Consider the following 25345-nt stretch of genomic DNA (forward strand, 5'->3'; position numbering starts at 1 on the left):
TTGCATTATTAGGGTCAACAGCAGTATTTGCTCAAACGACAACACCATCAAGCGGTTCATCATCAAGCACTACGCCATCCAGCACGACGCAACCGTCGACCACGCCGGGCAGCTCGTCGACACAGCCAAGAACGGTTCCCGGCAGCACAACGCAACCATCAACTTTACCGGGATCGAGCCAGCCGGGTTCTACGACACAGCCTCGCTCGTCAACCCAGTCAGGTACGACGACGCAGCCGTCGACAACCACATCTGGTTCTACAACCAGGCCATCATCAGTTCCCCCGGGAACTGTGCCTGACAGAACTACACAGCCATCTAGCACTGTGCCAGGATCATCCACAACACCGGGTTCATCCACCACACAGCCATCGACAACAATTCCTGGAAGCGCAACGCAGCCATCATCAGGTACAACGCCAAACAGCAATGTACCAGCGTCAAGCATTCCTAACAATACGACACAACCTTCAACTGTTCCGCAGGGTACAACTATCCCATCATCAACAGTGCCGGGAAGTACTACCACGCCATCGTCATCATCGACAGTTCCAGGTAGCAGCACTTCAAGACCATCAACTCCTCAGAAATAATAGCTGAGACCTAGTTCGGTTTTGAAAATAAACGGCCCGCCCATCGGCGGGCTGTTTTGTTATATATAGAATCTGGTACGGGAATTTATAAACGTCACTAAAAAAACAGAACATTATGCCAAATATCAAAAATCTGGATCCTTCGGGATCTGTTAAGTCGGGAGTTACCCTTTCTGTATCCAATGTTGCATCTGAGGATGAAGCGATCCTGGCTGTCGAGAATTATTTGCGGGTCAATAAAAGCGAAGGACTTGAAATGTCGCTACCCGAAAAAGGCGATGACGGAGTTTATACAATTCAATTAATTGACGCATTGGATTAACGGCCTAATCACCCTCCTCTGCTGCGTACTTGTTGTTCCAGGCGCAGCTTCTTACCGTTAGAAAAATCATATGGTCGCTGGGTAAACCGTTTCTCGTTAACAGCATCCTTTTACTCATTTTAGCGAAAAGTTTCAATGCGTCATTTTTACGTACATTGATTAACCAACCCCGCTGATATGAGATTAATTCTGCTATTATTTATAATGATTGCCTTTGTGCATGTACAAGCGCAGTTCGCTCCGAATTATCAGGAAGAAATAGAGCGCATTTCTCAAATGGAGCAGAAAGGCTTTCAGCGCAGACTGAATGGCGACTTAGCCAATGCCCGAACAAGCGCTTCACAGAATTTCGACGTCAAGTACTATCGATGCGAATGGGAAGTGGATCCTGCTGTCCGTTATATCAAAGGTGTTGTTACTACTCATTTTGTGATGACGAGTTCAGGGAAGTCCATCACACTTGATCTTGCTGATGAACATATAATCAGCTCGGTAACCCGGAATAATGTTGCATTATCATTTACGCATATGAATGGCGCTGTAACAGTTTCTTTCCCGGTTCCCATTGCAGGCGGGGTAAAAGATTCGATGAGCATTTATGGGTGAAAATCTCATCGCCCATGAACTTGCGCATCATTGGTTTGGGGATAAAATCACCTGCGGCAATTGGGAACATATCTGGTTGAATGAAGGCTTCGCAACCCACATGGCCAGCATTTACATTGAAAATAAGTTTCCGGCAAACGCGACTGTCTACCGAAATGCACAGATAAATGCCATCACCGCTGATCCCGGCGGGTCGGTAAGGGTAGATGATGTGAACAATCCGAACCGGATCTTCAGCCAGCGATTGAGTTACTATAAAGGCTCGCACCTGCTATATATGCTCCGGTGGATTTTAAGTGATGCAGTATTTTTCTCAGGAGTTAAGAATTATCTGCAAGATCCCGCCCTGGCCTATGGCTTCGCTACGACCAATGATCTTAAGAGCCACCTGGAAGCCGTGAGCGGAAAGGACCTGACTTACTTTATCGACCAGTGGTTCATTGGTGAAGGATATCCGTCTTATAAAGTGCAGTGGTTTCCTGAGGGCAATAATGTCCAGATCAAGGTCAGCCAGACGACTTCCCATGCTTCTGTTGGGTTTTTCAAATTGCCGTTGCCTATTTTGTTTCAAAACACTGGAACCGGTCAGCAAAAGTTGGTGGTCGTGGATCACACCACAAACGATCAGGTCTTTTTGGAAAACCTGGGCTTCGAACCCAACCTTGTCACATTCGATCCCGAAAAATGGCTGATTTCAAAGAATAATGTCATCACAAAATCGTCGGACCCACTTCCGGTCACTTTCGAGACTGTTAAGGTCCAATGTCTGGGCGATCAGCCACAACTCATCTGGACCACTTCCGAGGAATTAAATGCTGACCATTTCGAGATCCAGAAAAGCAGCAATGCGGTGAACTGGTCAAAAATCGGATCGGTGGAAGCGGCCGGGAACAGCACTGATTTGAAACATTATACATACACAGACTACACGACCCAGGCAAATGGAGATTATTACCGCATTGCCGAGCAAGACATGGATGGGAAGGTTCAGTATTCGAGAATTTTGCGGAACACTTGCGGAACGCTGCAAAAATCAGATCTGATTATTTCTCCGAATCCGGTTGCAGACTTGCTGCATTTCAGAACGAACGGGGAAAATCGGGGCGGGATGAATGTTTCGATTTACAATGCAGACGGCCATCTAGAGCGATTGGAACATGTTTCCCAGACAAATAGCAATTCCATCAACGTTTCGGCAATGCAGCACGGAGTGTACATTTTGCAGGTCGAAGATGTTGTCAGTAAAAGCATTAAGGCGGTAAGATTCATGAAGGAATAATGCGTATGGCGTGATTTTTTACCAGCTGCATTTACAACCGACTATATACGAGGATGAAGCGGATACTCAAAATCACATTATTACTGGCTCTTGTGAGTGGTCACATTTTCGCCCAAAAAATTGTCTTTATCGCCGGGCCTGACAGCCATGGGAAAGGAGAGCATGAACACCAGGGCGGAAGCACATTGCTTGTGAAATCCATCCAGGAAGGATTACCGGGCGTGAATGCTGTGTTGCTGCAAAGCGGTTGGCCAAAGGACAGCGCGGTACTAAATGATGCTGATGCAATTGTGATCTATGCGGATGGGGGAGGCGATCACCTGTTGATTCCGCATCTGGCAGAAATGGACCGGTTGACGAAGAAAGGAATTGGGTTAGTAATGCTGCATTTCTCGCTTGAAGTGCCGGCGGGAGAGGTTGGAAATCACGTTAGGGATTGGATAGGAGGTTATTTCGAGATAAATTGGTCGGTGAATCCGGTCTGGGAAGCCGCGTTTTCCACTTTTCCCGACCATCCTATTGCTAATGGCGTAAAGCCATTTTCCATCACGGACGAGTGGTATTATCACATGCGTTTTGCTGATGGGATGGAAAATATTACTCCGATTTTACAGGCCTTACCGCCAGAATCTACGTTAAAAGGAAAGGACGGAACGCACTCTAATAACCCTGGCGTCCGCGAAGCAGTGCTTACCAAAAAAGAGCTGCAACCTGTGGCCTGGGCATTGGAACGGCCAGACGGTGGTCGCGGGTTTGGGTTTTCAGGTGGGCATATGCACAAGAACTGGGGCAATGATAATTTCAGAAAAATAGTCCTGAATGCTATTGCCTGGACTGCCAAAGCCAAGATCCCGGAACAAGGAATCCCCTCAGCAACGCCCACGGAAGCAGCGTTGAATGCGTTAACAAAAAAGTTAGACTGATACAAATTCAAAGCTCAACGCTCATACATAAGCAACTTGACAACTTGACAAATAAACTTTATATTTGATTAAAAAGCTGACTATGAAAACAATGACTGTTGGCGAATTCAAAACACATTTTTCCCAGGTCCTGAAAGACGTCGAAAAGGGAGAAAAGATTGGTATTACTTACGGTAGAAGTAAGGAAGTGAAGGCGCTGCTAGTGCCGAATGAAAAATTGAAAGAACCCAGAAAGTTGGGAATTTTGGCTGATAAAGGGAAAGTCGTCTTTAAAGATGATTTTAAGATGTCAGAAGAGGAGTTTCTTAACTTATGAGATATTTATTAGATACACACGCTTTAATTTGGGCAATCACTGAGCCAGAAAAACTTTCAGAAAGCGTAAGAGAGATATTAACAACCCCGGAGTCTGTTGTTGTGGTTAGTACTATCAGTTTTTGGGAAATAGCGCTCAAATTTTCATTAGGCAAGCTTGATATCAATTCCCTTAATCCGGAAGACTTTCACAAAGCCAGTGAAGAGCTGGGATTTGGGATTCTGGATTTGGTTGCTGAAACGAGCAGTTCATATTATCAGCTTACAGCCACCTACCACAAAGACCCGTTCGACAGAATGCTCATATGGCAGGCGCTTTGCCATAGGTATACATTGATCAGCGATGATGAAAACATTCGTAAATATGCTTCGGATGGATTGAAAGTCGTTTGGTGAGGATACACTGGGCGTAAAGCAAGTTTAAACTAAACCTACAACCGATGATAAAAAGATATTTCGTTTCCGCATTTTTTGTCTGCTCATTTTCCGGGTGTATTGTTAAAAAAAGTTACGCCGCAGAAGACGAAAAAGGCAAGGCAGAAAAGAAGTTGAATGTTCTTTTTATCGCAGTTGATGATTTAAACACAGATTTAGGTTGTTATGGAAACAAATTTGTCAAAACGCCAAACATTGACCGCCTGGCTAAACGCGGGGTGAAATTTGACAAAGCTTACACTCAATTCCCACTTTGCAGCCCGAGTCGCTCTTCGCTGCTAACTGGCCAGCGGCCTGATGTTACCAAGGTCTACGAACTGCAAACACACTTCCGTAAGAATCTTCCCAACGTGGTGACATTGCCGCAGCTATTTAAGAACAATGAATATTACAGCGCCCGGGTCGGGAAAATCTATCATTATGGCGTTCCGGGCCAGATCGGGACAGACGGCCTGGACGATCCTATTTCCTGGGATCGCAAAGTCAATCCAAAAGGGCGTGACAAAACCGAAGAATCACTAGTCAAAAATCTTACGCCGGACCAAGGCTTGGGCAGCGCACTTGCCTGGCATGCAAGCGAGGGAGCGGATGAAGAGCAGACAGACGGAATGGTCGCCAGCGAGGCTATCAAATTATTGAAGGAAAAGAAGGCCGGGCCATTTTTCCTGGCAGTTGGTTTTTATCGCCCGCACTCCCCTTACGTAGCGCCAAAAAAATATTTTGACCAATATCCACTGGCATCAATCCCGCTTCCGAAAGAAATTCAAAATGACCTTGACGACGTTCCGGAAGCAGCAATTTCCACCAAACCGGCACATTTAGGCCTTTCAGTAGCGCAAAGAAAAGAGGCGTTGCGGGCCTATTATGCGTCAATTTCATTCATGGATGCGCAAGTAGGAAGGGTGCTGGACGAACTGGACCGGTTGAAACTGACCAATAAAACGATCATCGTTTTGTGGAGCGATCACGGTTATAATGTAGGCCAGCACGGCCAGTGGATGAAGCAAAGCCTTTTCGAAAATGCTGCGCACGTTCCATTAATCATCTCAGTGCCTGGCGGAACCGCAGGAAAGGCATCGGGCAGGACGGTGGAATTACTGGACATTTACCCAACATTGGCTGAGCTTTGCGGACTGATGCCTACCCAAAAACTCGGCGGCAAAAGTCTGACATCATTACTCAAAAACCCGGACGGCATTTGGGATAAAGCTGCTTACACCCAAGTTCGGCGGAATAAAATTACTGGTCGCAGCGTAAGAACGGAGCGCTTCCGTTACACGGAATGGGATGGAGGAAAAGCCGGCGTGGAATTATACGACCACCAAAAAGACCCCAACGAATTCACAAACCTCGCCAAAGAAAGCACCTACATTATCACGGTCAATGAACTAGCCATGCTCCTCCAAAAAGGCTATCCGGAAACCAAATAAACGGCGGGTAATCTGCGCATCAAGAATTTTCTCAAAGAAATTTTTCGCTCTTTTTGGATCTTTAAAATCTTTATTACATCTTTGTCTATCGAATTAGTAGATTTATAAAGAAGGAAGGGAGAGGTTAGGCTCTATGATCTTCTGGCAACCTATGACTTTTTAAGGTGCCCCAACCTAATTCTAATGATAAATCTGAGAATCCAACCACCGGAGTAACAGAGTACAATCGAGTTAAGGAAAGCCAGAGGCTTGTCCGTGTATGTTCGTTACGGTTTCGTTTTTGGCGGAATTGTTACGATTATCCAGGCAAGGTGCGGCATTTGGAATCAATAAACTGATAACATTTAACACTTAGATCAACATGGAAATTTATTGTGATAACGCCGCCACAACTGCACTGGATCCGGAAGTGATTGAAGCGATCCTTCCATTTTTTGCCGCCAGCTTCGGCAACCCGTCGTCCACTCACTGGGCAGGACGGAAGGTGAAAGATGCGATAGAAGATTCGCGGAAGCTGGTTGCGAAGGTTTTAAATGCTTCTGCGGAAGAAATATATTTTACGTCCGGAGCCACCGAGGCCATCAACCTCGCCATATCCGGTGCGATTGCGAAATATGACATTAGCCATGTCGTGACCAGTAAGATTGAACATAAGGCCGTTTTGCAAACCATTCTCCAGCACGAAAAATCGGGTGATATCGAAACGAGTTTTGTGCAGTTGGATGAGCGTGGTAATGTTGATCTTTACCACCTTGAAAACCTTTTAAGAGCCAATCCACAGACATTGATCTGCCTGATGCACGGCAATAATGAAATTGGAAACCTGACGGATATCCACGCGATAAGTAAACTTGCTCAACGTTATGATTCCATTTTTTTTACGGACACCACCCAGACAATCGGAAAGCAGTGGATCGATCTGACCCAGACGCCTATCGATTTTCTGGTGGGTTCCGCCCACAAATTCCATGGACCGAAAGGTGCCGGATTTATCTATATCAATAAAAAACACCGCATTCATGCCCAAATCTTTGGCGGGGGCCAGGAAAAAGGACAGCGTGGAGGAACCGAGAATGTGACTGGCATTGTAGGGCTGGCCAAAGCGCTCGAGGTGGCATACCGCGACCTGGACAGCAACCATTCCGTAGTCAGCAAGTTGAAGCAATATATGGTCTCCAAAGTGGCGATCAGTGGTGTGTACGGCATTTGTTATAATGGCGAAAGTCACTCTCTTGAAAACAGCCTGGTAAACATCCTGAACGTTTCATTCCCATGTTTGGCTGCGGGAAGTTTGGTTAAAAGTCTTGATAATCTGGGCATTGCGGTTTCTGGCGGCAGCGCTTGTTCCAGTCAGGGCAGCTCGCACGTGATCAGCGCGCTTCCTTGTCAGAAGGATAAAGAAAATGTCCGTTTTTCGTTTAGCAAATTCAACACATTCGATGAGATTGATCACATTGTGCAGGCCGTTGTAAACATTTATAATGCCGATCCTGCTTCACGCGGCCAGGCACGTTTCCGTCTGGAATTAACGCATTGAGCCGTTGGTTCTTCAATTATTAGCCACGATAAAAAGTACTAAAATGAGCAAAATTTTCTTTCTCAAAATCATTTACAGAAGTGCTGTAAGTCTCCATAAGATCACATCGATTGTTGAATCGTTTAATGGTGCAAGGATCAAACACCTTAACTTTATCAGCAAGGGAAGAGTTTTCGTAGGCGTCATTGCCTTCGAAGCTTCACAACTTATTGATTTTGAGCGTATCCTTAATTTGATCAAAAGAAACAGGGACATTTCGGAGGTGGAGCAGATCACAGAAGCTTCCTTGTGTTAACTGCTCACACTCCTCCAAGAGATCAATAAGCGGATACGACTTGTTTTGGCTTGCGATATTTATGCAGGTTGATCAGCAACACGCTGCCGAGAATAATGACCAGCCCGACTATTTGCAGGACAGAAATAGATTCGTTTGCGAAAAATATCCCCAAAAGGACTGCTACGACGGGATTTACATAGGCGTAAGTGCTAACCTTGGTTGCCGGCTGTACTTTCAGCAGCCAGACGTATGCTCCAAAACCGGCAATCGACCCAAAAATAATCAGATATAACGTTGATAGCCAGGCTTCCATCGGAATGGATGCAAGATTCAGGGTCGCCAGTTCGCCCGAAATAATGCTGCCTGGGAGGAAAGCAAATCCGGCTGCCAGCATTTGCCAGGTTGAATTGACACTTGCCGAGTCGGTGCCTGATTTGTATTTAGAAAACAAAGAACCACCAGCCCAGGCCATGGAGCCAAAAACGACGAGCGCCATCGCGAACAGATCGCGCGAACTGTTCATGGACGACATTGAAATCATTATTTTTTCACTGAATAACAGCACTACCCCGGCAAAACCGATCAACAGACCTACAATCGTCGATTTGTTGCTAAGATTTTCAGACCATTTCGGTTTATCCAGGACGATAAACCAGAGTGGAGATGAGGAAATCATAATGGCGACCATTGCGCTGGGAAGAAACTGCTCAACCCATATCACAATGCCATTGCCGATAAAAAGCAACAAAAGTCCGGTAATGATCGCAGGTTTGATCGCTTTGAGCGAGAACACGTTTTCACCTTGTGCAACACTCCACGCCAGCATAATAAGCCCGGCAATAATGAAGCGGAAAGCGCCCAGGAAAAACGGCGGAAAACCTTCCAGCGCCCGCTGAATGAAGAAGTAAGTCGATCCCCATACGATGTAAACGGTGGCAAAAGCCAATACCACCATAAGGGTGGAAGGTGCTTTACTTTGTGCTTGCATGATCTTTTATTTTTCTGGTATGACTAATTGTTATTCCTCTTTAACCGATTCCGGCACAATGGTGTTCCTGGCAGAAAGTATATTGTATCTGTGACAGCCTCAAATGTTCAAAAATTTTTTTCTTAAATTGGGCCATGGGCATTGATGGCAATACAATTAAACTTCTGCGGATTCCTTTTTCTTTTTTCCTGATGCCGTTGTTTCTGTTTGCTTACAGTCAGGCAGATACGGTTGTCCATCATCATGCACTCTTCGCTTTTTTGATCATTCATCTGCTGATTTACCCGGCTAGTAATGGTTACAACAGTTATGTGGATAAGGACGAAGAGAGCGTTGGCGGGCTCGAAAAGCCTCCTATGCCTACGGCCGCACTCTTTTACCTCACCATGTTTCTGGATTTTACCGCGATCGTTTTAGCGTTCCTTTTCGTAAATACATTGTTCGCTTTTTGCCTGGTGCTTTACATTGCAGCGTCGCGGGCATATAGTTCCCGGCAGATCCGGCTGAAAAGATATCCGGTTATCGGGTTTTTGACTGTTGTGATTTTCCAGGGTGCATTTACCTACTATATGTCCATTGCGGGTGTTTCAGAAAGTGCGCTGATGCTGAGCAGAGAGCATATTTATGTGCTTTTAGCCTGTTCTTTCCAGATTGCCGGCGCGTATCCGCTTACCCAGGTTTATCAGCACCAGCAGGACCTGAAAGATGGGGTCGTTACATTAAGCTATAAGCTCGGTTACCGGGGTACATTTCTGTTTACGGCGGCGATGTTTCTGCTGTGCAATGTATTTTATTATTTGTACTTTACATCGAAGGGCCTTGGAATGGTTTTTTATATTATCCAGGTGTTCTTCCTGCCGATCGTCCTCTATTTCGGCTATTGGTTTTACCTGGTTTTGAAGGATAGGAGTGAGGCGAATTTCAGGAATACCATGCGGATGAACTGGATAGCAGCCATCTGCATGAACAGTTGTTTCATTATTTTAATTGTAATTAACAGAATCCCTTTGAGTTATATATCTGCTATTGAGACAGCCGTTCCCGAACATTGTTACTCGCAGGAAACGTTGACTTCATTTTACATGAATTCGACAGAAGACATTACCAATAAGAGAAAAATCAAGATAGTAGCGGGGAAAACAGGCATAGCGAACCGCTATTCTGTGATTGCCGATTTTGATAAAGCACCGGAAGATTACCAGTTTTTTAACAAGACTGCCACATTACTCCCGGAACCGACATTGACCCAGCGTATGCAGCTTTATCAGCAGCATGCCACGAAACTTTCCATAAGTGCTATCAAGAAAATAGATGGATTTGCTGAGATGAAAGGCCGGTTAACGCACTTGATAACAGTCACTTGTACGGGCCTGTTTGCGCCCGGACTGGACGTGGAATTGATGCGGGAACTGGACCTGAATCCTGCCATACAGCGCAGCAGCGTAAATTTTATGGGATGCAATGCCGCGATTATTGCGCTCAAAAATGCCGACGCCATTTGCAGAAGCCAGCCGCGCGCGAAAGTGCTCATCGTCTGCACCGAGCTTTGCACGATACATTTCCAGAAGCGATATAATGATGATTACCTGCTGTCCAACCTGATTTTCGGAGACGGCGCAGCGGCGGTTTTGGTTACTGCGGAAGCGGGATCGGATTATGCGCATCACGTTGAGATAGATGCATTCAATTCTTTGATCCTGCACAATGGGTATGCCGATATGGCCTGGCAGTTATCGGAAACAGGCTTTATTATGAACCTGACTTCCTACGTGCCTGACCTGATCCGGAAAAATATAAAGCCGATGCTGGAAAAGATCGGTCTTGCGCCGGACGCATTTAAACATTGGGCTGTTCATCCGGGTGGAAAGCGCATTGTGGATGATTTTGTTGCTGCTTTGGAGCTGGATAAGGGCTGTCTGGCAGCCACTTATGATGTGCTCAGAAATTTCGGAAATATGTCGTCTCCTACGGTCTTGTTTGTATTGAAGCAAGTCCTTGAAACGGCTAAGCCGGAAAATATAGGCAACAGAATCTTTGCAGCGGCATTCGGCCCAGGACTAAGCATTGAAACGATGCAGCTGCGTTATGTTTAAACACCGCAGCCAGGATAAGGAGCTGCTTGATCAGGAGGATATCCCATCGGCCGACTTGTTCCAGAATTTAAGGGAACTTGACTTCATTAATCATTGGCTGGGCGGATATAACATTTCCTTTAACGCGCTAAAAAAGGTCATTAAGCCAGGAAAATTGCATATTCTCGTTGATATCGGATGCGGCGGCGGCGACACATTAAAGCGCATTGACAATTGGAACAAAAATGAGCGCTATTCGCTGGATTTATATGGCGTCGACATTAAGCCTGTTTGCATTGCCTATGCAGAGGAAAACCTAAAAACAGCGCCGGTCAAATTGATTTGTGACGATTACAGGCACATTTTCAGCCATTTGAAACAGGTTGACATTATTCACGCATGTCTTTTTTGCCATCATTTAACAGAAGATCAACTCATTGAGCTTGTCCGGTTTGCATTGAGTAGCAAGGCGGTTTTGGTTATTAATGATCTGGAAAGAAATCCTCTGGCTTACTACTCCATTAAATGGCTGACGCAATTGTTTTCTAAATCTTACTTGGTCAAAAACGATGCACCGCTGTCAGTTTTGCGGGGGTTTAAGAGAGCAGAATGGTTCGCGATCCTGAACAAAGCCGGAGCAATTAAATACACCGTTCGCAACAAATGGGCATTCCGACATGAAGTGATTGTTTATGGAAACGCAAGCTAAAACGTACGATTGCGGCATTATCGGCGGCGGATTGGCAGGCCTTTGCCTGGCTATACAGCTTGCGGACAGGGGTATTTCGGTGGTTTTGTTCGAAAAAAATCAATATCCATTTCATAAGGTTTGCGGCGAGTACATTTCCATGGAAAGCTGGGATTTTATTAAAAGCCTGGGTTTGAATTTGGATGAACTCAATTTACCCATCATTAACAAGCTCAGAATCAGCTCCGAAAAGGGCTTTATGCTTGAACATTCCTTGCAAATGGGCGGTTTCGGGATCAGCAGATTCAGCCTTGACCACGCACTTGCAAGCATTGCAGCCGCAAAAGGCGTCGCTGTCGTGGAACATTGCAAAGTGAATGGACTGGAAAGGGTTGGTAATGAAGGTTTTGTAATCAAATCTTCGGCTGGGGATTTCAATGTTGGCGTGCTGTGCGGCAGTTATGGAAAATATACCCCGCAGTTCCTGGCGCGCAACTTAATGGACACAGGGAATGAAAGCGATAATTTTATCGGTGTGAAATATCACATTAAAACGGATCTGGCACCTGACCGCATTGAGCTGCACAATTTTAAGGACGGCTATTGCGGAGTTTCAAAAGTGGATAAGGACTGGCATTGCCTTTGCTATCTGACCACGTCCCGGAATTTGCAGGAAAATGGAAAAGACATTCAGGAAATGGAGGCAAATGTTCTGCACAAAAATTCTTTTCTCAAAGCATATTTTAAAAATGCTGCATTTGTTAATAAAAATCCGTTAGTAATCAGCAACATCCATTTTTCCAGGAAACAAACACAAACTGACGGTGTTTTCCTCCTGGGTGACGCGGCGGGTTCTATCACGCCGCTCTGCGGCAACGGCATGAGCATGGGCATGCGCGCTTCCAAAATCCTGGCCACCGAGCTGATCCGGTATTTTGAGAAAAAGCAAAGTATTGACAGCGTCTCGGCTAACTACAAAAAAGCATGGGACCACGCATTTGGACGCAGAATTACAGCCGGTTATTATTTGCAGGGATTGTTTGGGAAAAGAACTACAACCGATCTGGCCCTGAGAGCCTTAAATAATTTCCCGGGCGTCTTGAACAAGCTTGTGTCCTTAACCCACGGAGACCGTTTCTAAGTTTTCTTTCTCGGGAACGGGATATTTGGAAAGGAGATATTCGAATAAGAATGTGTTCAGAAGCAACATTAACATGCCATAAAAGACGTCCTCAAATGGGATCGTAAATATCCGGATACCCATATTCTCTGCATTATTATACCAAACAACCGGCTCGTCCAGTCCCGATCCTGTTAGAATCCCGTTTACGATAAAGAAAGGGATCAGCAGGAACATGTGCGAGAAATAGAACAGGCTCAGCCATCGCGGCTTGACAATAAATCTCAAAAATAATAGAAACGCCACCAGCCCAACCGCTGTCCAGGATGTATAGTAGCGATCATAAAAGGTCACGCCCATAGCCAATGTGAAACACAAGAAGATGGCCGTAATCAAATTCTCGTTTTTAAGCTTATAATCAGTCCCGAAATAGATCCGGAAGCAGTAATAAGTGAAAAGGCATGCGTAAGGAATGCAGATAAAAAACAGGATTTCTTCAATAGGAAGCCCAAACAGGTAAGTGCCGACGAGATATTTCGGTGTAAATCCCCACACGGCGATTTTTGTAAAATAGCTGTCCCATATCACAAAAGGAATTAATGACAGAATAATCGCCGGCCAGAGCAAATGCCATCTTTTATACAGCTGAATTTTGGGATGAAAAGAAAACAGCAACGGAACAGCAATTGCGCCAAGATCGACGAGCAGATATAGAAAATTCATTTGGACGCCGTGTTTTTTGCTTCCCGGAAATATTTTAGCGGCACCCAGAGCATCCCAAAACATTCGCCCTGATGCTTTCCAAGGTGCTTATGGTGCATTTTGTGCGCGCGGCGGATGGCTTTCAGATACACCGAATCCGTGTTACGGAACATTTTAAAGCGCTGGTGAATGAAAATGTCATGTACCAAAAAATAGGTGAAACCGTAGATGGTAATGCCCAGCCCGATCCAGAAAAAATGATTAAACCCTTGATTTACACCAAATAAGAGGCAGAGTATGCCTGGCGTGGCGAAGATGGCAAAGAAGTAGTCATTTTTTTCAAAAAAATCGCCGTCATCACGCTGGTGATGATCGTGGTGCAAAAACCATAAGGCGCCGTGCATCAGATATTTATGAGCAATCCACGCCACACATTCCATGCCAATAAACGCGGCCAGTACGATCAATGTATTTACTATCCAGGGACTCATTGTAAATTCAAGCTGTCAGCTTCCGGCAGTGGCCGTCAGCTATTGTTTTGGTTTTATTTTGTCGGCAACTTCGGCGAAACAAATCTTGAACCACTCGGTGTAAGCCTCCGGATTCTGGTTCATATCTGCCTTAATATCAGCCATTTTCATGTATTTAAAATCATTCGCCTCACTCAAATTGATGTTCGGCTCGTCGTCTGAAATGCCCCAGAAGACGTGGTCGAGTTCGTTTTCTGTCAGCCCGTTTTCGAGTTTAACGCGATATTGGAAGGTGAAAAGAAACTGCAAATCGGCCGAAATGCCCATCTCCTCAGAAAGCCTCCTTACTGCTCCGTGATGCGCGGATTCTGCCGGGAGCGGGTGGCTGCAACAAGTATTGGACCAAAGCCCTTCCGAATGATATTTTCCGAAAGCCCTTTGCTGCAAAAGCATTTCACCATTTGAATTAAAAATAAAAACTGAGAATGCACGATGCAGAACGCCTTTTTGATGCGCCTCTAACTTTGGCATCAAGCCAATTTCCATATCATCTTCATTCACCAGCACAACTTGATCAGTCATAAAATCGGGTTTTAGGTTCGTGGCTAACAGTCCAATGTTCAGCTCCTTTGTTTAACTAACAAAAAAACGTCATAAAAGGTCGAACTGATGCCTTACCAGCGAACGAAACATGAGTCCTACCTTGTCATGATCCGGAATCCTGATCCGTGCGTTCATTACTTTTTCAGGCGGCGTTTCCTTAATGCGCAGGAAAAGTTTTTTGTAATAATAATAAGCCAGATAAACGCCCCTTCGTGCACCGCTCGGGAGCCGCTTGATGCCGATCAGCGCCTGCTCGAATTCCTCCTCAATCTCCTGCTGGATCTTTTCCTTCTCTTTGCTTGAAAAATGATCAAAATTTACGCCGGGAAAATAAGTCCGGCCAAGATCCACGTAATCCGCTTTCAGGTCGCGCAGGAAATTTACTTTCTGGAACGCGGATCCCAGTTTCATAGCGAACGGTTTAAGCTCATCAAATTGCTGCTGATTACCTTCTGTGAAAACCCTAAGGCACATTAAACCAACCACTTCCGCAGAACCGAGAATGTATTCATTATATGAATCCGAAGTGTACTCCGTCTTCATCAGATCCATTTCCATGCTCCTCAAAAACGTGTCAATCAGCTCCCATTCAATGTTATAAGTATTTACAACGTGCTGGAAACTGTTCAGGATCGGGTTAATACTAATCCCGTCGCGGAGCGCTTCCACCGTATCCTGACGGATTTTGTTCATCATGAACTCCTTGTTGTAGTCATGAAAACTATCCACAATTTCATCTGCAAGCCTGACAAAGCCGTAAATGCCGTAAATGGGTGCCCGCAAAGCCGGTTTTAGGAAATAAATGCCCAGCGAAAACGACGTGCTATATAGTTGTGTGGTTGTTTTGCTGCATGTCGCGGAAAGGTTGTCGTATAAGCTTTTCATGACTTACTTGTTTAGGTATTTTTGAAGTTCAGTAGCCGCAATGCGGCCCGAGATGATCGAAGGAGGAACGCCAGGCCCGGGAACAGTCAGCTGACCAGCATAAAAAAGGTTCTTAACCTTGCTGCTTTTAAGTTTTGGTTTGAATATGGCCGTCTGCATCAGCGTGTTAGCAAGTCCGTATGCGTTTCCTTTATAAGCATTGTAATCACTGATGAAATCTGAGACAGAATAACTCTTCTTGTAAACCACGTGTGATCTGATGTCCTCGCCTGCAAATTTTTCGAGCCTATCCATAAGTACGTCAAAATACTTTTCCCGGATCGAATCGGGATCATCCAGATCGATAGCAATGGGCATCAGTACAAATAAATTCTCACTTCCCTCGGGTGCAACGGATGGGTCTGTTTTCGACGGGCAGCAGACGTAAAACAATGGTCGCTCAGGCCATTTTTTGTCTTTGTAAATCTCAACGGCATGCTGGTCAAAGTGCTCGTCGAAGAAGAGGTTGTGATGCCGGAGCTTATCAATTTTCTTATTTACACCTAAATAAAATAACAGGCAGGACGGGGCAAACGTCCTGTTTTCCCAATATGCTTCATCATATGTGCGATGATTTTTACCCAATAGATCCTGTTCAATATGATGATAATCAGCACTTCCGATTACTGCATCCGTCCTTATGCTTTTTTTGTTGGTATGTAGATGACTGATGACGTCGGAAGTAACTTCAAGCTTTTCAATGTTCTGGCAGGTTAAAAAATTTACGCCAGCATTTTCAGCAATTTGCCTGAACGAATCCGCCACTTTTCCGAAGCCGCCCATCGGATAAAACGTGCCTTGTTTAAGGCCCGCAAAGTTCATCAGGCTGTAAAGCGCGGGTGTGTCCTTAGGCATAGCACCCAGAAATAACACGGGAAATTCGATCAGTGCAAGCAGCCTCGGATCTTTGAAATACCGCCTGACATGCCTACTGAACGACGTAAAAAGTTGGAGTTTGAGCGCGTCTTTGAATAATTTCAGGCTGAAAAACTCGGTAACCGAATGTCCCGGCTTGTAAACCATGTCATTCATGCCCACCGTATATTTGAATTCTCCTTCTGCAATGAATTTCCTGAGCTGATCGGCGCTGCCCGTTTCAATGCTCTCGAAAAGGTCACAAACTGCATCGAAGTTGGCCGGAATGTCCATCACCTCATTTTCAAAGATGACGGCGAAGCCTGGGTCCAGTTTCTTTAATTCGTAGAAATCAGAAGTGGGTTTGCCAAATAGCGAAAAGAAGCTGTCGTAAACATCCGGCATCCAGTACCAGCTCGGCCCCATGTCAAAGACGAAACCGTCCTGAGAAAACGTCCGTGCGCGGCCTCCTATGCTGCAATTTTTTTCAAAAACAGTGACCTCATTCCCGCTTTCGGCCAGCATTGCGGCCGCTGCCATGCCCGCGAAACCCGAGCCGATGACTGCAATTTCGTGTGATTTATCAGATTTGGGTAGGCGTCCGTTGTGCATTGGGAGAGATAAGAATATCAGTCAGATTTTCAATTGTTTCTATCAAGTTAACTCCTTTTTTGGAGGCAATTTTCTTTAATTTTTCACTGCCTCCGGAGACGCAGACATTTATTTGCGGAAACTCAGTTCTGAGATTCCCCAGGAGTGTTTCGATCTGATCGTCAAACTGATTGCGAACAAAAAAGGAATATGCATGCGTTGGCTCGCAGCCTAAAATAACCGGTGAAAGATCTCTGAAAGGAACCCGCGCGCCCAGATAAACCACTTCCTTTCCCATCTGCCGGATCATATAATAGGCAAATAGCAGGCCTATCTCGTGATCTTCTTCTTCATTCAAAAACAGGATCCATTTCTGGTCCGTATGGGTGGCCACAGGCAGCGCATCTATGGCCGCAAAAAGTTTTTGCCTGATCAGGTTGGATAAAAAGTGTTCCTGCGAGGGAAGCAGATCGTCCTTTACCCACATTAGGCCCGTCCGGACGAGCAGCGGATACAGGATCTTTATATAGGTCTTTTTCAAGCCAAACTTTTTTACAGCATTTGAAAATATCTCGTCAAAAAGTGAAACATTAAATGTCGTGATGCCGATGAGTGCCTGGTTAATGATCGCTTCCACATGCACATCGCCCTGAAAAGAATCATGAATGACCTTCTCGATCTCACTCGCCATTTCAGATTTTGAGAGCTTGCCGATCTTAGAAATTTTCATTCCTCTGTCCAGCAACGTGCAGACATTCAGCAGCTTCTTAACCTGGTCATCATTGTAAGACCGGATATTGGTATCCGTCCTGTCGGGTTCGAGCAAGCCATAACGCTGCTCCCATATGCGAATGGTGTGCGCTTTCATATTGCTGATCCGTTCCAGGTCTTTGATAGAATATGATGACATTTTGTTTAACGTTTTTCAAAAATAGTTAAACAAAATTATTTTAGCCATATTTTGTAGGAAAATAAAAAAATGCTGCTACTTTTGATATTATTAATATCAGATGTTTGATTTACAAGATATCATTCACGTTATGAGAAATCAGGAGATTTATTGGCCGGTGAACATCAGATTCCTTCGTTCACGCCTGAAAATGAGTCAGGAAGCATTGGCTGAGCGCTTGGGGATTACAAGGGTAAAATTGAATGCGCATGAAAGTGGCCGTACCGCCAATCCAACCATTGACGATCTGATCCATTTTTCTGAGTTTTTCAGAATGAGCATCGATAGTCTGCTCAAAATCGACCTTAGCAGGCTCTCGGAACAAAAAGTGAAAGACCTGGAAGAGGGCAGTGAACTCTTTATGAAGGGCGACAACATTCGCGTGCTTGCCATAACCGTGGACCGCGAGGAGAAGGAGAACATTGAGTACGTTCCCGTGCAGGCCAAGGCAGGTTACCGCTCGGGTTACAGCGACCCCGAATTTCTGGCCACCTTACCAAGGTTCAGCTTGCCTACGCTTCCTAAGAATGGCACATTCAGGATGTTCCCAACCATTGGTGATTCCATGTTACCGGTTCCGGAAGGAAGTGATATCATCACAAAATATGTTCAGGATTGGACCACGATCCGGCCGGAGACACCTTGTATTGTTATCTTAAAGGGTGACCAGGATTTTGTTTTCAAACAGGTTACCATTAATAAGGATGGCACCATGTTACTGCAATCATTTAACAAGCAATATTTTGCTTATACCGTCCCACTTTCAGAAGTGATCGAGCTTTGGGAATATTACAGCTTCCACAGCAAGCAGCTTCCTGAGCCGCAAACGGACATGCAACAACTGATGAAAATGTTGCAGGAAATGCAGAATGAGATCAAAGAAATAAAGGGACGCCCTGCATCCAAATAATTGGATCATCTACATACGTCGGCGAAGACTCAGTATTGTGACGCCAGGTCGGGTAGCGGAATTGTTATAATGTTTATTAAATATTAAAACTGCCCGCTCAATGTGGTATGTAGAAATAGTGTTTGGTAAAGTGCTCATTCGGGCATACTTACGACATAATAGTGTAGAATAAGTGCGTTTTGAAGGAAAAAGTAAATAGCATTGGGACTCGATTTAGTTATTAAGTTCCAAGCGGTGATATGAAGAAAGTGCAATTTGTAAATTTTGGAAACCCCTGAATTTTCAGAAATCACCCCAAGCATTCGCCGGGTTGTCACAAAAAGAATTACAAACTTTTTGGCGTCGGCTACTTTCGTTGAGTAATTAAAAGTAACTCAACAATGTCAGCCAAACTTTTACTCGTAACCCTTCTCGCATCTGTCATACTTAATTTGAATGATGCCCGGGCGCAAAGCCCAACCGCGGCCGCCAAGCGATTTAATATTTTCGTAAAAGGCGATGCAACTTTTATCTCCAATGAAACAGAAGGGCCTGTTGCCATCGGCGGTAATCTTACTACTAATCAATATCAGATCAGCTTTAATAAAAACCACGGCGTATTCTTTGTGGGCGGTGCGTCAATCGGGCTGGCCGTGCGGGGCGGGGTGAAGCTCAATAGCGGAAGCCTTACCATTAATGGTGATAATTATCTGAAAATCGGGCAATGTGCACCAGCAGATGCCAATGTGGCAACGCCTTTGCGTGTCTGGTATAAGGACAATAACAATGCGGAGTCGACCATCCGCATTACCGGAAGCACAGCCAATTACAGCGATACGCCAAACATTACGATCAATGCCAATGTAAACACCTGGTCTCCGAAGGTAAGCGATAGTGAGAATCCGATTTGCCAGAATGTGTTCGGAACAGGCAGCGATCAGATCGATATAGACGGGGCTTTCACCACTTTCATGAAGCGCTCGAACCAGCTGAGAGACATGAAAGACAACCTGGCGATCCGCGATCAGAATGGGAATATCATTACGGGAATGGAAACGGGGCCTTACCTGGACCCTTCGAAAATCGGGAATAACCCAAAGATTATCGTTGACCCTAACAAGATCAATGTACTGACTGTTTCAGCAGCAGTTTGGGATAGAATCGGAAACACAAATATCGAACATATCCCACAAGGCCCGCAACCGGGAGATGCGAGCTATACAGGTCCATTTGCATTGATCATTAACATTGTAGACTTCCAAACATTTGCGGCGTCGAAGGGTAACAATCCAATCATTAACTTCCCAAGCGTGGGCGGGTTGTCCGATCCGCAAGGAAGCTACGTGATCTACAACTTCCCGGATGCGACCGACAAGCTGGTACTAGGCGGCAACACGCCGATCCACGGGACTATTTTCGCTCCCTGCGCCAATTTGATCAAAGAAAACAATGGAAATATCAACGGACAGATCATTGCCAAAAGCTTTGTACACACCCGCGACGAGGTTCATTTCTGGCCATTTTTACCTTCCATTCCTGAGCCTGTTGAGAAAGCGATCGAAGTGACAGTTGAATCAAAATGCATCAACAATGCGCCATGGTTGGAATATACAATAACACCGAATTACCCTGCAACCGGAGAGACTGCGAAAATAGAATGGATCAATTCTGACGAAAGCATTATCCAGGAAAACAGTGAGTTACCATTGAAAGGCAGCATTTTATTCCCGGGCGCAGCGGTGGACGAGAACGGAGCGGGAATGGCTTGGCCGGGTTGGGAAAAGGATGGCGAAAAGTGGGTAGAAGTTACTGATCGCTATTCATCGATCCTCAATGAAGGCGCAAAAGTAAGGATTACAGTTACTCCCTGGAAGATCGTCGAAGTCACTTACCCGGTGTCTACCCCTGACGGCAAATGCTTCACAACACCTCCGCCAACAGGCACATTGCCTGTAACATTGGCAAGCTTCACAGCAAAAAATGAAAATTGCGATGTTCAGTTGAAATGGGCTGTTACGGAAGCTAAAAATTTCTCACACTTTGTGGTGGAGCGCTCAACGGACGCAAAAAAGTTTACAGCGCTCAACCGCATTAATTACAGCACAACGCAGGATACATATACATATAACGACGCCCCTTACAGCAGAGAATCGGCTCCTTCGAAATTTTATTACTATCGTCTGCAACAAGTTGATAATGATGAAACGTTTGAATATAGTGCGATCCGCAGCGTCGAAGCCGGAACATGCGATGCAAGGCTTGCAGTAGATTTCTACCCGAATCCAACGCAGGACGAAGTGACAGTGAAAAGTTACTCGCCAGTGAAAAAATTTGAAATTCTGACACTAAACGGAAAACGCGTTTACCAAGCCACTCCCTCCCAAAACCAGACAGAGCTCAAAGTAAATGTTCAGTCTTTCGCAACGGGTTTGTACATTGTAAACATTGTAAATCAAGAAGGCGCATATTCTTCCAAGATCCTGAAAAAATAAGTAAGAGTTTATATAGCGTTATGTGATCAGGAAAAGGCTGTCTCGTTTTGAGACAGCCTTTTTTTTGTGCCCGGGCCACGCGCCAGGCTTTCTGTGCTTAGCAACCAGCAACGACCTATCCCTCAATAGCGCCAGCCGGAAAATCATCGGATTTTGAGGCTATCGACAAATGCGATAACCTTATTGATTCATCTAACTTTTATGAAGAAATGAGATATCTGCTTGGCATATTGGTGGTTATTTGTCTTGTATGGGTTTGTTCAAAATGCATTGGATGTTCGTATAAAAAAGGTGTTTTCAAGCCCGGAGCGCTCACACCCGCGGGCTACCACATTAGAGATCACAGGGTCTATTATTATGGTGGATTAATGAATGACTCGATCAAGGAGCTGGTCAATGTGGATGCGGCAACATTTGAAATCGTACGGCTGGACACCGATGTTCCCGGCTATGTAAGCAGTTCTTATTATGCCCGTGACCATAAACAAGTATACTATCGGGGATATACTGTGCCCGGTGCCGACCCCGGCTCTTTCAAAGCGACGGGGCAATATAGTGGCGAGGACAAAAACCATTTTTACGACCAAACACGGGTGCTCCCAAACGATCCGGAGAATGAAAATTAACACGCTTTCCGCTCACCGTAAATCTCACCCTTAGATAACTCAATCTCACCTCTTGCTCATTGGATTTTTCATCTCTGCGGATTAATACAGAACGTTAGGCTCAAATAAGGGCATCGCCCCAGGCCATGCACATTCATCATGCTAAAAAACAGATTAAACTATGAGAAACAGGACTCTACACTTACACATGCGGGCGGGGAAAGTCTTTCCGAATTATTTAAGACCGATTGCCGTGGCTTTACTATTGCTATGTTCGCTGCTTTCCCAAGCTCAGGCACCGCAGCAGTTCAGCTTTCAAGGAGTAGCCCGGGACGCGGCTGGGAAGATTGTTGCGAATTCTAATGTTAAGCTTCACGTTGCGATTCACAAAAAAACTCCTTCTGGCAATACAGTATTTGAAGAGGAGCATTCCGTCGTGACGAATTCTATCGGGATCTTCAATATTGCTATTGGAAGTGCAGGCGGGGATTTGACTGCTGTGGATTGGAAGTCAGACCTTTACTTTTTACAGGTTGAAATTGATTCTGATGGAGGCAATAACTTTGTTGATTTAGGTTCAACCCAATTACTAAGCGTACCTTTTGCGCTGCATGCGGAAGAAGCTAGCCGATTACAAAATGATGATCCGATAGTTTTAAAAGGAGACCTTGGGTCAGGAGCTCAGCTTGTTAATTCCGGAGCTGGCGCGAGAATGATTTGGTATCCGAGGAAGGCTGCGCTGAGAATAGGTCATTTTGGCGCCGCGACTTACTTGGATGATTCTAAGATTGGTATTAACTCCTTTGCGCTAGGATATAATTCTTCTGCCGAGGCTAACTATTCTATTACTATTGGCCGTGACGTAATTGCTACTGGTGTTTCATCTTTTGCCTTTGGGGATGCAGCGCAAGCACAAGGCAGCTACTCGTTTGCACTAGGAAAGTCAGTAATAGCGAAAGTGTTTTCAGGCTTGGTAGTAGGTGCCTACAACGATGTTTCGGATAATCCAATCGGGATTGGGGCAAACCAAAATGATAGAATATTTCAGATAGGTAACGGTTCCGGAGACATATCTCGTTCCAATGCCATGACAGTACTTAGAACGGGAGAGATTGGGATCGGTAACAATGTCCTAACTCCATATTATCTGTTAGATATAGGAGGCCGAGTTCGCTTAAAGCACAAAGGCAGTGAAACTGCCGGCATTTATTTAGATGCATCTCAAAAAAGTGCGGAGGGTTTTGTCGGAATGAAGAAGGACAACGAGATAGGGCTTTTTATCAGTGGTGGTTGGCGGTTTTGGGTAAATGATTTAGGCAACGGTTACTTGAATGGCAGCCTGATCCAAACCTCCGACCGTCGCCTAAAAACAAACATTAAACCATTTAAAAGCAGCCTCGGAAAAGTAAATAGCTTGCAAGGTTACCATTACAATTGGGAAGACAAAACAAAGGACCAGACGCTGCAAACTGGTTTGATTGCTCAGGAAGTGGAGCAGGTTTTTCCTGAATTGGTTTCGACGAATAAAGATGGTTTTAAATCGGTCAACTACATTGGTTTGGTGCCACACCTGATCGAGTCGGTGAAGGAATTGAAAAGTAAGACGGATGAGATTGCAGTTTTACGCAAAGAACTAGAAGGTATGCGGGAGATGGGTAAGCGGTTGGAGTTGCTGGAAGCGAGTATTAATAGCGGAGCAAATTCCAGGACAACAAAATCTGCTGCAAAATGAAGAGACTTTTAATGTTATCCGGGGTATGCTTGTCAGGAGTAATGGCGAGCGCCCAATCTATTTCCCCCTCCGGCATCTATGGTGCGTCCAACACTTCTGCCGGCGGCGGAGTGAGCGTCACTTGGGTTCTGGGAAGTTTGACGCCGGAAGCGATGTCGGCGTTACCTGTTAAACTTATTGATTTTAAATGTATGCTAACAGATGAACTAGTAGTTTCAGTCACTTGGAGCACTTCCGAGGAAACCAATAGCGACCATTTCGAAATCCAGCACAGCATTAATGGTAAGTATTGGAGCGAGATCGGTCGGGTGAAGGCTGTTGGAGAGAGCAATGCGACAAGGACTTATGCATTCGAGCACAGCAGCCCCGTGAAAGGCGATAACCTTTACCGGTTGAAAATGGTGGATCAGGATGGAACTTATGCGTATAGCCGCATGCGTAACGTGCATTACGGAGGTGAGGGGGGCCTTACGTTTCATCCAAACCCGGTTGTAGACAGGCTTTCGATTAATGCCAGGGATTGGCCTTCATTGGAAAATCTTAAAATTATAAATGTGTCAGGCGCGAAAGTAGCGGAGTTTAACTACGCGCAACTGCGGGATATGGCCGGGAAGGAGATTGATTTTAAGAAATATCCTTCCGGCGTTTACATCATCAGCATTACGAGGAATGACGGCACTGTGCAGTCGGAGAAGATCATAAAAAATTAAGAAACTAACAGCCCAAACCCAATGCACACAAAGGACATTGCGATCATCGGTGGCGGAATTGCAGGTTTAACCCTGGCTATTTGCCTGAAAGGTTCACGTTTTAAGTGCCATATATTTGAAAAAAATCCGGAGTTTAGTGAGATCGGCGTGGCAATCAGTTTATTCCCCAACGCACTGCGGGTATTGAAGCAGCTTGGACTGTTGCCGGAAGTCGTGGGAATAGGCAGTGCAATCACCAGGATTTTTATGAAAACAGATGATGGGAGAATTCTCGCCCAGACCGAGCCGCGTTATCAGCTTCCAGCCCTCGGGATGCTTCGCACAGATCTTTACGCAATCCTACTTAAACATGCGGAAGCGACATTTTATCCCAATCATACATTGGAATCTTTTGAAAGCACGGGTGATGGAAAAGTGAAACTCACTTTTAATAATGGTGACTCTAGGATGTTCGATGCCCTGATAGGAGCCGATGGGATCAATTCTGTTGTGAGGCAGGGCATTATGAATGATGGGAAGCCGGTTTTTCGGGGTTATAATATGTGGCGCGGCATTGCAGCGTCCAACTCAGAAATTCATTACGCGAGCGAAAGTTATGGAAAAGGTAAACGGGTAGGCATCGTCCCGCTCCCGGACGGGCGATACGGCTGGTGGGCTACATCGAACGAAAAATTTATGGCCGATGATGAGCCCGAAGGAACCAAGCCAAAGTTACAAAGGCTCTTTGGTTACTGGCACCATCCCATTTCAGAGTTGATTGCCAAAAGTGACTACATCGTTAAAGATAGCCTGTCGGACAGGATTCCCGTCAGGGGTTGGAGCAGGGGAAATTGCACATTAATAGGCGACGCAGCACACCCGACTACGCCCAATCTGGGGCAAGGCGGGTGTCTTGCTATTGAAGGGGCTTACTTATTAGGTGAGATCATGAGAAAATATGGCATTACAGACACAGCATTCCAACTATATGAATCGATCCAGTTTCCGCGGGCAAAATCAATTGTTGACGACAGCCTGATGTTAGGGAAAATGGGACAGTGGGAAAATAGCGTGGCCGTTTTCTTAAGAAATATGGCCATGGCCGTAGCACCTCAATCGATTACGCTGAAAGTAATCGACAAATACTTTCTGCAAGACGTTACTTCGTTGAAAATTTGAATGCAAAACATCCTTATAAAATTGCATTGTGTGCGTATGTTGGTTTTCGAGCTTAATTATTCCTCGCCAAATGCCACTCC

The 25345-nt window shown here is 45.3% G+C and carries 26 protein-coding genes and 1 riboswitch; of the genes, 18 read left to right on the forward strand and 8 right to left on the reverse strand.

The window, feature by feature from the left end; translation table 11 throughout:
* Positions 1 to 31 precede the first annotated feature (31 nt).
* Entirely contained in the window at positions 32 to 565 is a 534-nt protein-coding gene (locus L0660_RS24150; protein ID WP_235161736.1) for a hypothetical protein, read from the reverse strand.
* Positions 566 to 708: 143 nt separating this feature from the next.
* Between L0660_RS24150 and L0660_RS24155 the strand changes: the two genes are divergently transcribed.
* The 9 genes from L0660_RS24155 (at position 709) to L0660_RS24195 (ending at position 7735) form a co-directional block, all read left to right on the forward strand.
* Complete coding sequence (locus L0660_RS24155) at positions 709 to 915, forward strand: hypothetical protein (protein ID WP_235161737.1); 207 nt, start codon at positions 709 to 711, stop codon at positions 913 to 915.
* 177 nt (positions 916 to 1092) lie between these two features.
* Positions 1093 to 1521 (forward strand): hypothetical protein, encoded by a 429-nt coding sequence (locus L0660_RS24160; RefSeq protein WP_235161738.1) that lies wholly within the window; start codon positions 1093 to 1095, stop codon positions 1519 to 1521.
* Complete coding sequence (locus tag L0660_RS24165; protein WP_235161739.1) at positions 1514 to 2800, forward strand: M1 family aminopeptidase; 1287 nt, start codon at positions 1514 to 1516, stop codon at positions 2798 to 2800. Before L0660_RS24160 ends, L0660_RS24165 begins: the two co-directional genes overlap by 8 nt.
* 53 nt (positions 2801 to 2853) lie before the next feature.
* A complete protein-coding gene (locus L0660_RS24170) occupies positions 2854 to 3723 on the forward strand; it encodes a ThuA domain-containing protein (RefSeq protein ID WP_235161740.1) in 870 nt (289 codons plus the stop codon).
* An 82-nt stretch (positions 3724 to 3805) separates the two neighbouring features.
* Positions 3806 to 4039 (forward strand): type II toxin-antitoxin system Phd/YefM family antitoxin, encoded by a 234-nt coding sequence (locus tag L0660_RS24175; protein ID WP_235161741.1) that lies wholly within the window; start codon positions 3806 to 3808, stop codon positions 4037 to 4039.
* Positions 4036 to 4434: a type II toxin-antitoxin system VapC family toxin gene (locus tag L0660_RS24180; protein ID WP_235161742.1), complete on the forward strand. Its 399-nt coding sequence runs from the start codon at positions 4036 to 4038 to the stop codon at positions 4432 to 4434. Before L0660_RS24175 ends, L0660_RS24180 begins: the two co-directional genes overlap by 4 nt.
* Positions 4435 to 4478: 44 nt before the next feature.
* Entirely contained in the window at positions 4479 to 5903 is a 1425-nt protein-coding gene (locus L0660_RS24185; protein WP_235161743.1) for a sulfatase, read from the forward strand.
* 99 nt (positions 5904 to 6002) lie between these two features.
* A riboswitch (SAM riboswitch) is annotated at positions 6003 to 6096 on the forward strand.
* Between the two features lie 168 nt (positions 6097 to 6264).
* The gene (locus L0660_RS24190; protein ID WP_235161744.1) at positions 6265 to 7440 is read left to right on the forward strand and encodes a cysteine desulfurase family protein; all 1176 of its coding nucleotides are present in this window, start codon (positions 6265 to 6267) and stop codon (positions 7438 to 7440) included.
* Between the two features lie 43 nt (positions 7441 to 7483).
* Entirely contained in the window at positions 7484 to 7735 is a 252-nt protein-coding gene (locus tag L0660_RS24195; RefSeq protein WP_233796204.1) for a hypothetical protein, read from the forward strand.
* A gap of 22 nt (positions 7736 to 7757) precedes the next feature.
* Here the strand turns inward: L0660_RS24195 and L0660_RS24200 are convergent, their stop codons facing one another.
* Positions 7758 to 8705 carry an EamA family transporter gene (locus tag L0660_RS24200; RefSeq protein WP_233796205.1) on the reverse strand — a complete coding sequence of 316 codons (948 nt, stop codon included), beginning with the start codon at positions 8703 to 8705 and terminating at the stop codon, positions 7758 to 7760.
* 134 nt (positions 8706 to 8839) lie between these two features.
* Between L0660_RS24200 and L0660_RS24205 the strand changes: the two genes are divergently transcribed.
* Genes L0660_RS24205 through L0660_RS24215 form a run of 3 tightly spaced genes read left to right on the forward strand, consistent with a single transcriptional unit; the run spans position 8840 to position 12606 of the window.
* Complete coding sequence (locus L0660_RS24205) at positions 8840 to 10798, forward strand: UbiA family prenyltransferase (protein ID WP_235161745.1); 1959 nt, start codon at positions 8840 to 8842, stop codon at positions 10796 to 10798.
* Entirely contained in the window at positions 10791 to 11486 is a 696-nt protein-coding gene (locus L0660_RS24210) for a methyltransferase domain-containing protein (protein ID WP_235161746.1), read from the forward strand. The genes L0660_RS24205 and L0660_RS24210 overlap by 8 nt, the downstream gene beginning before the upstream one ends.
* Positions 11470 to 12606: an NAD(P)/FAD-dependent oxidoreductase gene (locus L0660_RS24215; RefSeq protein WP_235161747.1), complete on the forward strand. Its 1137-nt coding sequence runs from the start codon at positions 11470 to 11472 to the stop codon at positions 12604 to 12606. Before L0660_RS24210 ends, L0660_RS24215 begins: the two co-directional genes overlap by 17 nt.
* Here the strand turns inward: L0660_RS24215 and L0660_RS24220 are convergent.
* The 6 genes from L0660_RS24220 to L0660_RS24245 all read right to left on the reverse strand — a co-directional run bounded on the left by L0660_RS24220 (position 12583) and on the right by L0660_RS24245 (position 17640).
* Complete coding sequence (locus L0660_RS24220) at positions 12583 to 13308, reverse strand: lycopene cyclase domain-containing protein (RefSeq protein WP_235161748.1); 726 nt, start codon at positions 13306 to 13308, stop codon at positions 12583 to 12585. The two genes, L0660_RS24215 and L0660_RS24220, sit on opposite strands and share 24 nt — an antisense overlap.
* Positions 13305 to 13778: a sterol desaturase family protein gene (locus tag L0660_RS24225; protein WP_026630202.1), complete on the reverse strand. Its 474-nt coding sequence runs from the start codon at positions 13776 to 13778 to the stop codon at positions 13305 to 13307. The genes L0660_RS24220 and L0660_RS24225 overlap by 4 nt, the downstream gene beginning before the upstream one ends.
* A gap of 39 nt (positions 13779 to 13817) precedes the next feature.
* The gene (gene idi / locus L0660_RS24230; protein ID WP_235161749.1) at positions 13818 to 14339 is read right to left on the reverse strand and encodes an isopentenyl-diphosphate Delta-isomerase; all 522 of its coding nucleotides are present in this window, start codon (positions 14337 to 14339) and stop codon (positions 13818 to 13820) included.
* 69 nt (positions 14340 to 14408) lie between these two features.
* Positions 14409 to 15245 (reverse strand): squalene/phytoene synthase family protein, encoded by an 837-nt coding sequence (locus L0660_RS24235; protein ID WP_235161750.1) that lies wholly within the window; start codon positions 15243 to 15245, stop codon positions 14409 to 14411.
* 3 nt (positions 15246 to 15248) lie between these two features.
* Positions 15249 to 16751 carry an NAD(P)/FAD-dependent oxidoreductase gene (locus L0660_RS24240; RefSeq protein WP_235161751.1) on the reverse strand — a complete coding sequence of 501 codons (1503 nt, stop codon included), beginning with the start codon at positions 16749 to 16751 and terminating at the stop codon, positions 15249 to 15251.
* The gene (locus L0660_RS24245) at positions 16723 to 17640 is read right to left on the reverse strand and encodes a MerR family transcriptional regulator (RefSeq protein WP_235161752.1); all 918 of its coding nucleotides are present in this window, start codon (positions 17638 to 17640) and stop codon (positions 16723 to 16725) included. The genes L0660_RS24240 and L0660_RS24245 overlap by 29 nt, the downstream gene beginning before the upstream one ends.
* A gap of 130 nt (positions 17641 to 17770) precedes the next feature.
* Between L0660_RS24245 and L0660_RS24250 the strand changes: the two genes are divergently transcribed.
* The 6 genes from L0660_RS24250 (at position 17771) to L0660_RS24275 (ending at position 25265) form a co-directional block, all read left to right on the forward strand.
* On the forward strand, positions 17771 to 18589 hold the full coding sequence (locus L0660_RS24250; protein ID WP_235161753.1) for a LexA family transcriptional regulator: 819 nt from the start codon (positions 17771 to 17773) through the stop codon (positions 18587 to 18589).
* Between the two features lie 380 nt (positions 18590 to 18969).
* On the forward strand, positions 18970 to 21060 hold the full coding sequence (locus L0660_RS24255) for a choice-of-anchor A family protein (RefSeq protein ID WP_235161754.1): 2091 nt from the start codon (positions 18970 to 18972) through the stop codon (positions 21058 to 21060).
* Positions 21061 to 21269: 209 nt separating this feature from the next.
* On the forward strand, positions 21270 to 21686 hold the full coding sequence (locus L0660_RS24260; protein WP_235161755.1) for a DKNYY domain-containing protein: 417 nt from the start codon (positions 21270 to 21272) through the stop codon (positions 21684 to 21686).
* A 160-nt stretch (positions 21687 to 21846) separates the two neighbouring features.
* The gene (locus L0660_RS24265) at positions 21847 to 23397 is read left to right on the forward strand and encodes a tail fiber domain-containing protein (protein WP_235161756.1); all 1551 of its coding nucleotides are present in this window, start codon (positions 21847 to 21849) and stop codon (positions 23395 to 23397) included.
* Positions 23394 to 24107, forward strand: a complete 714-nt coding sequence (locus tag L0660_RS24270; protein WP_235161757.1) for a T9SS type A sorting domain-containing protein — start codon at positions 23394 to 23396, stop codon at positions 24105 to 24107. The genes L0660_RS24265 and L0660_RS24270 overlap by 4 nt, the downstream gene beginning before the upstream one ends.
* A gap of 21 nt (positions 24108 to 24128) precedes the next feature.
* Entirely contained in the window at positions 24129 to 25265 is a 1137-nt protein-coding gene (locus tag L0660_RS24275) for an FAD-dependent monooxygenase (protein WP_235161758.1), read from the forward strand.
* The last annotated feature ends 80 nt before the right edge of the window (positions 25266 to 25345 follow it).

Origin of the sequence: Dyadobacter sp. CY351, from assembly GCF_021502625.1 — a bacterium.
GTDB lineage: Bacteria > Bacteroidota > Bacteroidia > Cytophagales > Spirosomataceae > Dyadobacter > Dyadobacter chenhuakuii.

What these genes read in the sequence shown, in the direction of transcription:
- L0660_RS24185 (WP_235161743.1), top strand. Translation starts at nt 4,479, where the DNA reads ATGATAAAAAGATATTTCGTTTCCGCATTTTTTGTCTGCTCATTTTCC.
- L0660_RS24240 (WP_235161751.1), bottom strand. Translation starts at nt 16,751, where the DNA reads ATGCACAACGGACGCCTACCCAAATCTGATAAATCACACGAAATTGCA.
- L0660_RS24265 (WP_235161756.1), top strand. Translation starts at nt 21,847, where the DNA reads ATGAGAAACAGGACTCTACACTTACACATGCGGGCGGGGAAAGTCTTT.
- L0660_RS24250 (WP_235161753.1), top strand. Translation starts at nt 17,771, where the DNA reads ATGAGAAATCAGGAGATTTATTGGCCGGTGAACATCAGATTCCTTCGT.
- L0660_RS24170 (WP_235161740.1), top strand. Translation starts at nt 2,854, where the DNA reads ATGAAGCGGATACTCAAAATCACATTATTACTGGCTCTTGTGAGTGGT.
- L0660_RS24245 (WP_235161752.1), bottom strand. Translation starts at nt 17,640, where the DNA reads ATGTCATCATATTCTATCAAAGACCTGGAACGGATCAGCAATATGAAA.
- L0660_RS24165 (WP_235161739.1), top strand. Translation starts at nt 1,514, where the DNA reads ATGGGTGAAAATCTCATCGCCCATGAACTTGCGCATCATTGGTTTGGG.
- L0660_RS24155 (WP_235161737.1), top strand. Translation starts at nt 709, where the DNA reads ATGCCAAATATCAAAAATCTGGATCCTTCGGGATCTGTTAAGTCGGGA.
- L0660_RS24210 (WP_235161746.1), top strand. Translation starts at nt 10,791, where the DNA reads ATGTTTAAACACCGCAGCCAGGATAAGGAGCTGCTTGATCAGGAGGAT.
- L0660_RS24275 (WP_235161758.1), top strand. Translation starts at nt 24,129, where the DNA reads ATGCACACAAAGGACATTGCGATCATCGGTGGCGGAATTGCAGGTTTA.
- L0660_RS24270 (WP_235161757.1), top strand. Translation starts at nt 23,394, where the DNA reads ATGAAGAGACTTTTAATGTTATCCGGGGTATGCTTGTCAGGAGTAATG.
- idi (WP_235161749.1), bottom strand. Translation starts at nt 14,339, where the DNA reads ATGACTGATCAAGTTGTGCTGGTGAATGAAGATGATATGGAAATTGGC.
- L0660_RS24205 (WP_235161745.1), top strand. Translation starts at nt 8,840, where the DNA reads ATGGGCATTGATGGCAATACAATTAAACTTCTGCGGATTCCTTTTTCT.
- L0660_RS24260 (WP_235161755.1), top strand. Translation starts at nt 21,270, where the DNA reads ATGAGATATCTGCTTGGCATATTGGTGGTTATTTGTCTTGTATGGGTT.
- L0660_RS24220 (WP_235161748.1), bottom strand. Translation starts at nt 13,308, where the DNA reads ATGAATTTTCTATATCTGCTCGTCGATCTTGGCGCAATTGCTGTTCCG.
- L0660_RS24195 (WP_233796204.1), top strand. Translation starts at nt 7,484, where the DNA reads ATGAGCAAAATTTTCTTTCTCAAAATCATTTACAGAAGTGCTGTAAGT.
- L0660_RS24215 (WP_235161747.1), top strand. Translation starts at nt 11,470, where the DNA reads ATGGAAACGCAAGCTAAAACGTACGATTGCGGCATTATCGGCGGCGGA.
- L0660_RS24190 (WP_235161744.1), top strand. Translation starts at nt 6,265, where the DNA reads ATGGAAATTTATTGTGATAACGCCGCCACAACTGCACTGGATCCGGAA.
- L0660_RS24175 (WP_235161741.1), top strand. Translation starts at nt 3,806, where the DNA reads ATGAAAACAATGACTGTTGGCGAATTCAAAACACATTTTTCCCAGGTC.
- L0660_RS24180 (WP_235161742.1), top strand. Translation starts at nt 4,036, where the DNA reads ATGAGATATTTATTAGATACACACGCTTTAATTTGGGCAATCACTGAG.
- L0660_RS24255 (WP_235161754.1), top strand. Translation starts at nt 18,970, where the DNA reads ATGTCAGCCAAACTTTTACTCGTAACCCTTCTCGCATCTGTCATACTT.
- L0660_RS24160 (WP_235161738.1), top strand. Translation starts at nt 1,093, where the DNA reads ATGAGATTAATTCTGCTATTATTTATAATGATTGCCTTTGTGCATGTA.
- L0660_RS24225 (WP_026630202.1), bottom strand. Translation starts at nt 13,778, where the DNA reads ATGAGTCCCTGGATAGTAAATACATTGATCGTACTGGCCGCGTTTATT.
- L0660_RS24235 (WP_235161750.1), bottom strand. Translation starts at nt 15,245, where the DNA reads ATGAAAAGCTTATACGACAACCTTTCCGCGACATGCAGCAAAACAACC.
- L0660_RS24200 (WP_233796205.1), bottom strand. Translation starts at nt 8,705, where the DNA reads ATGCAAGCACAAAGTAAAGCACCTTCCACCCTTATGGTGGTATTGGCT.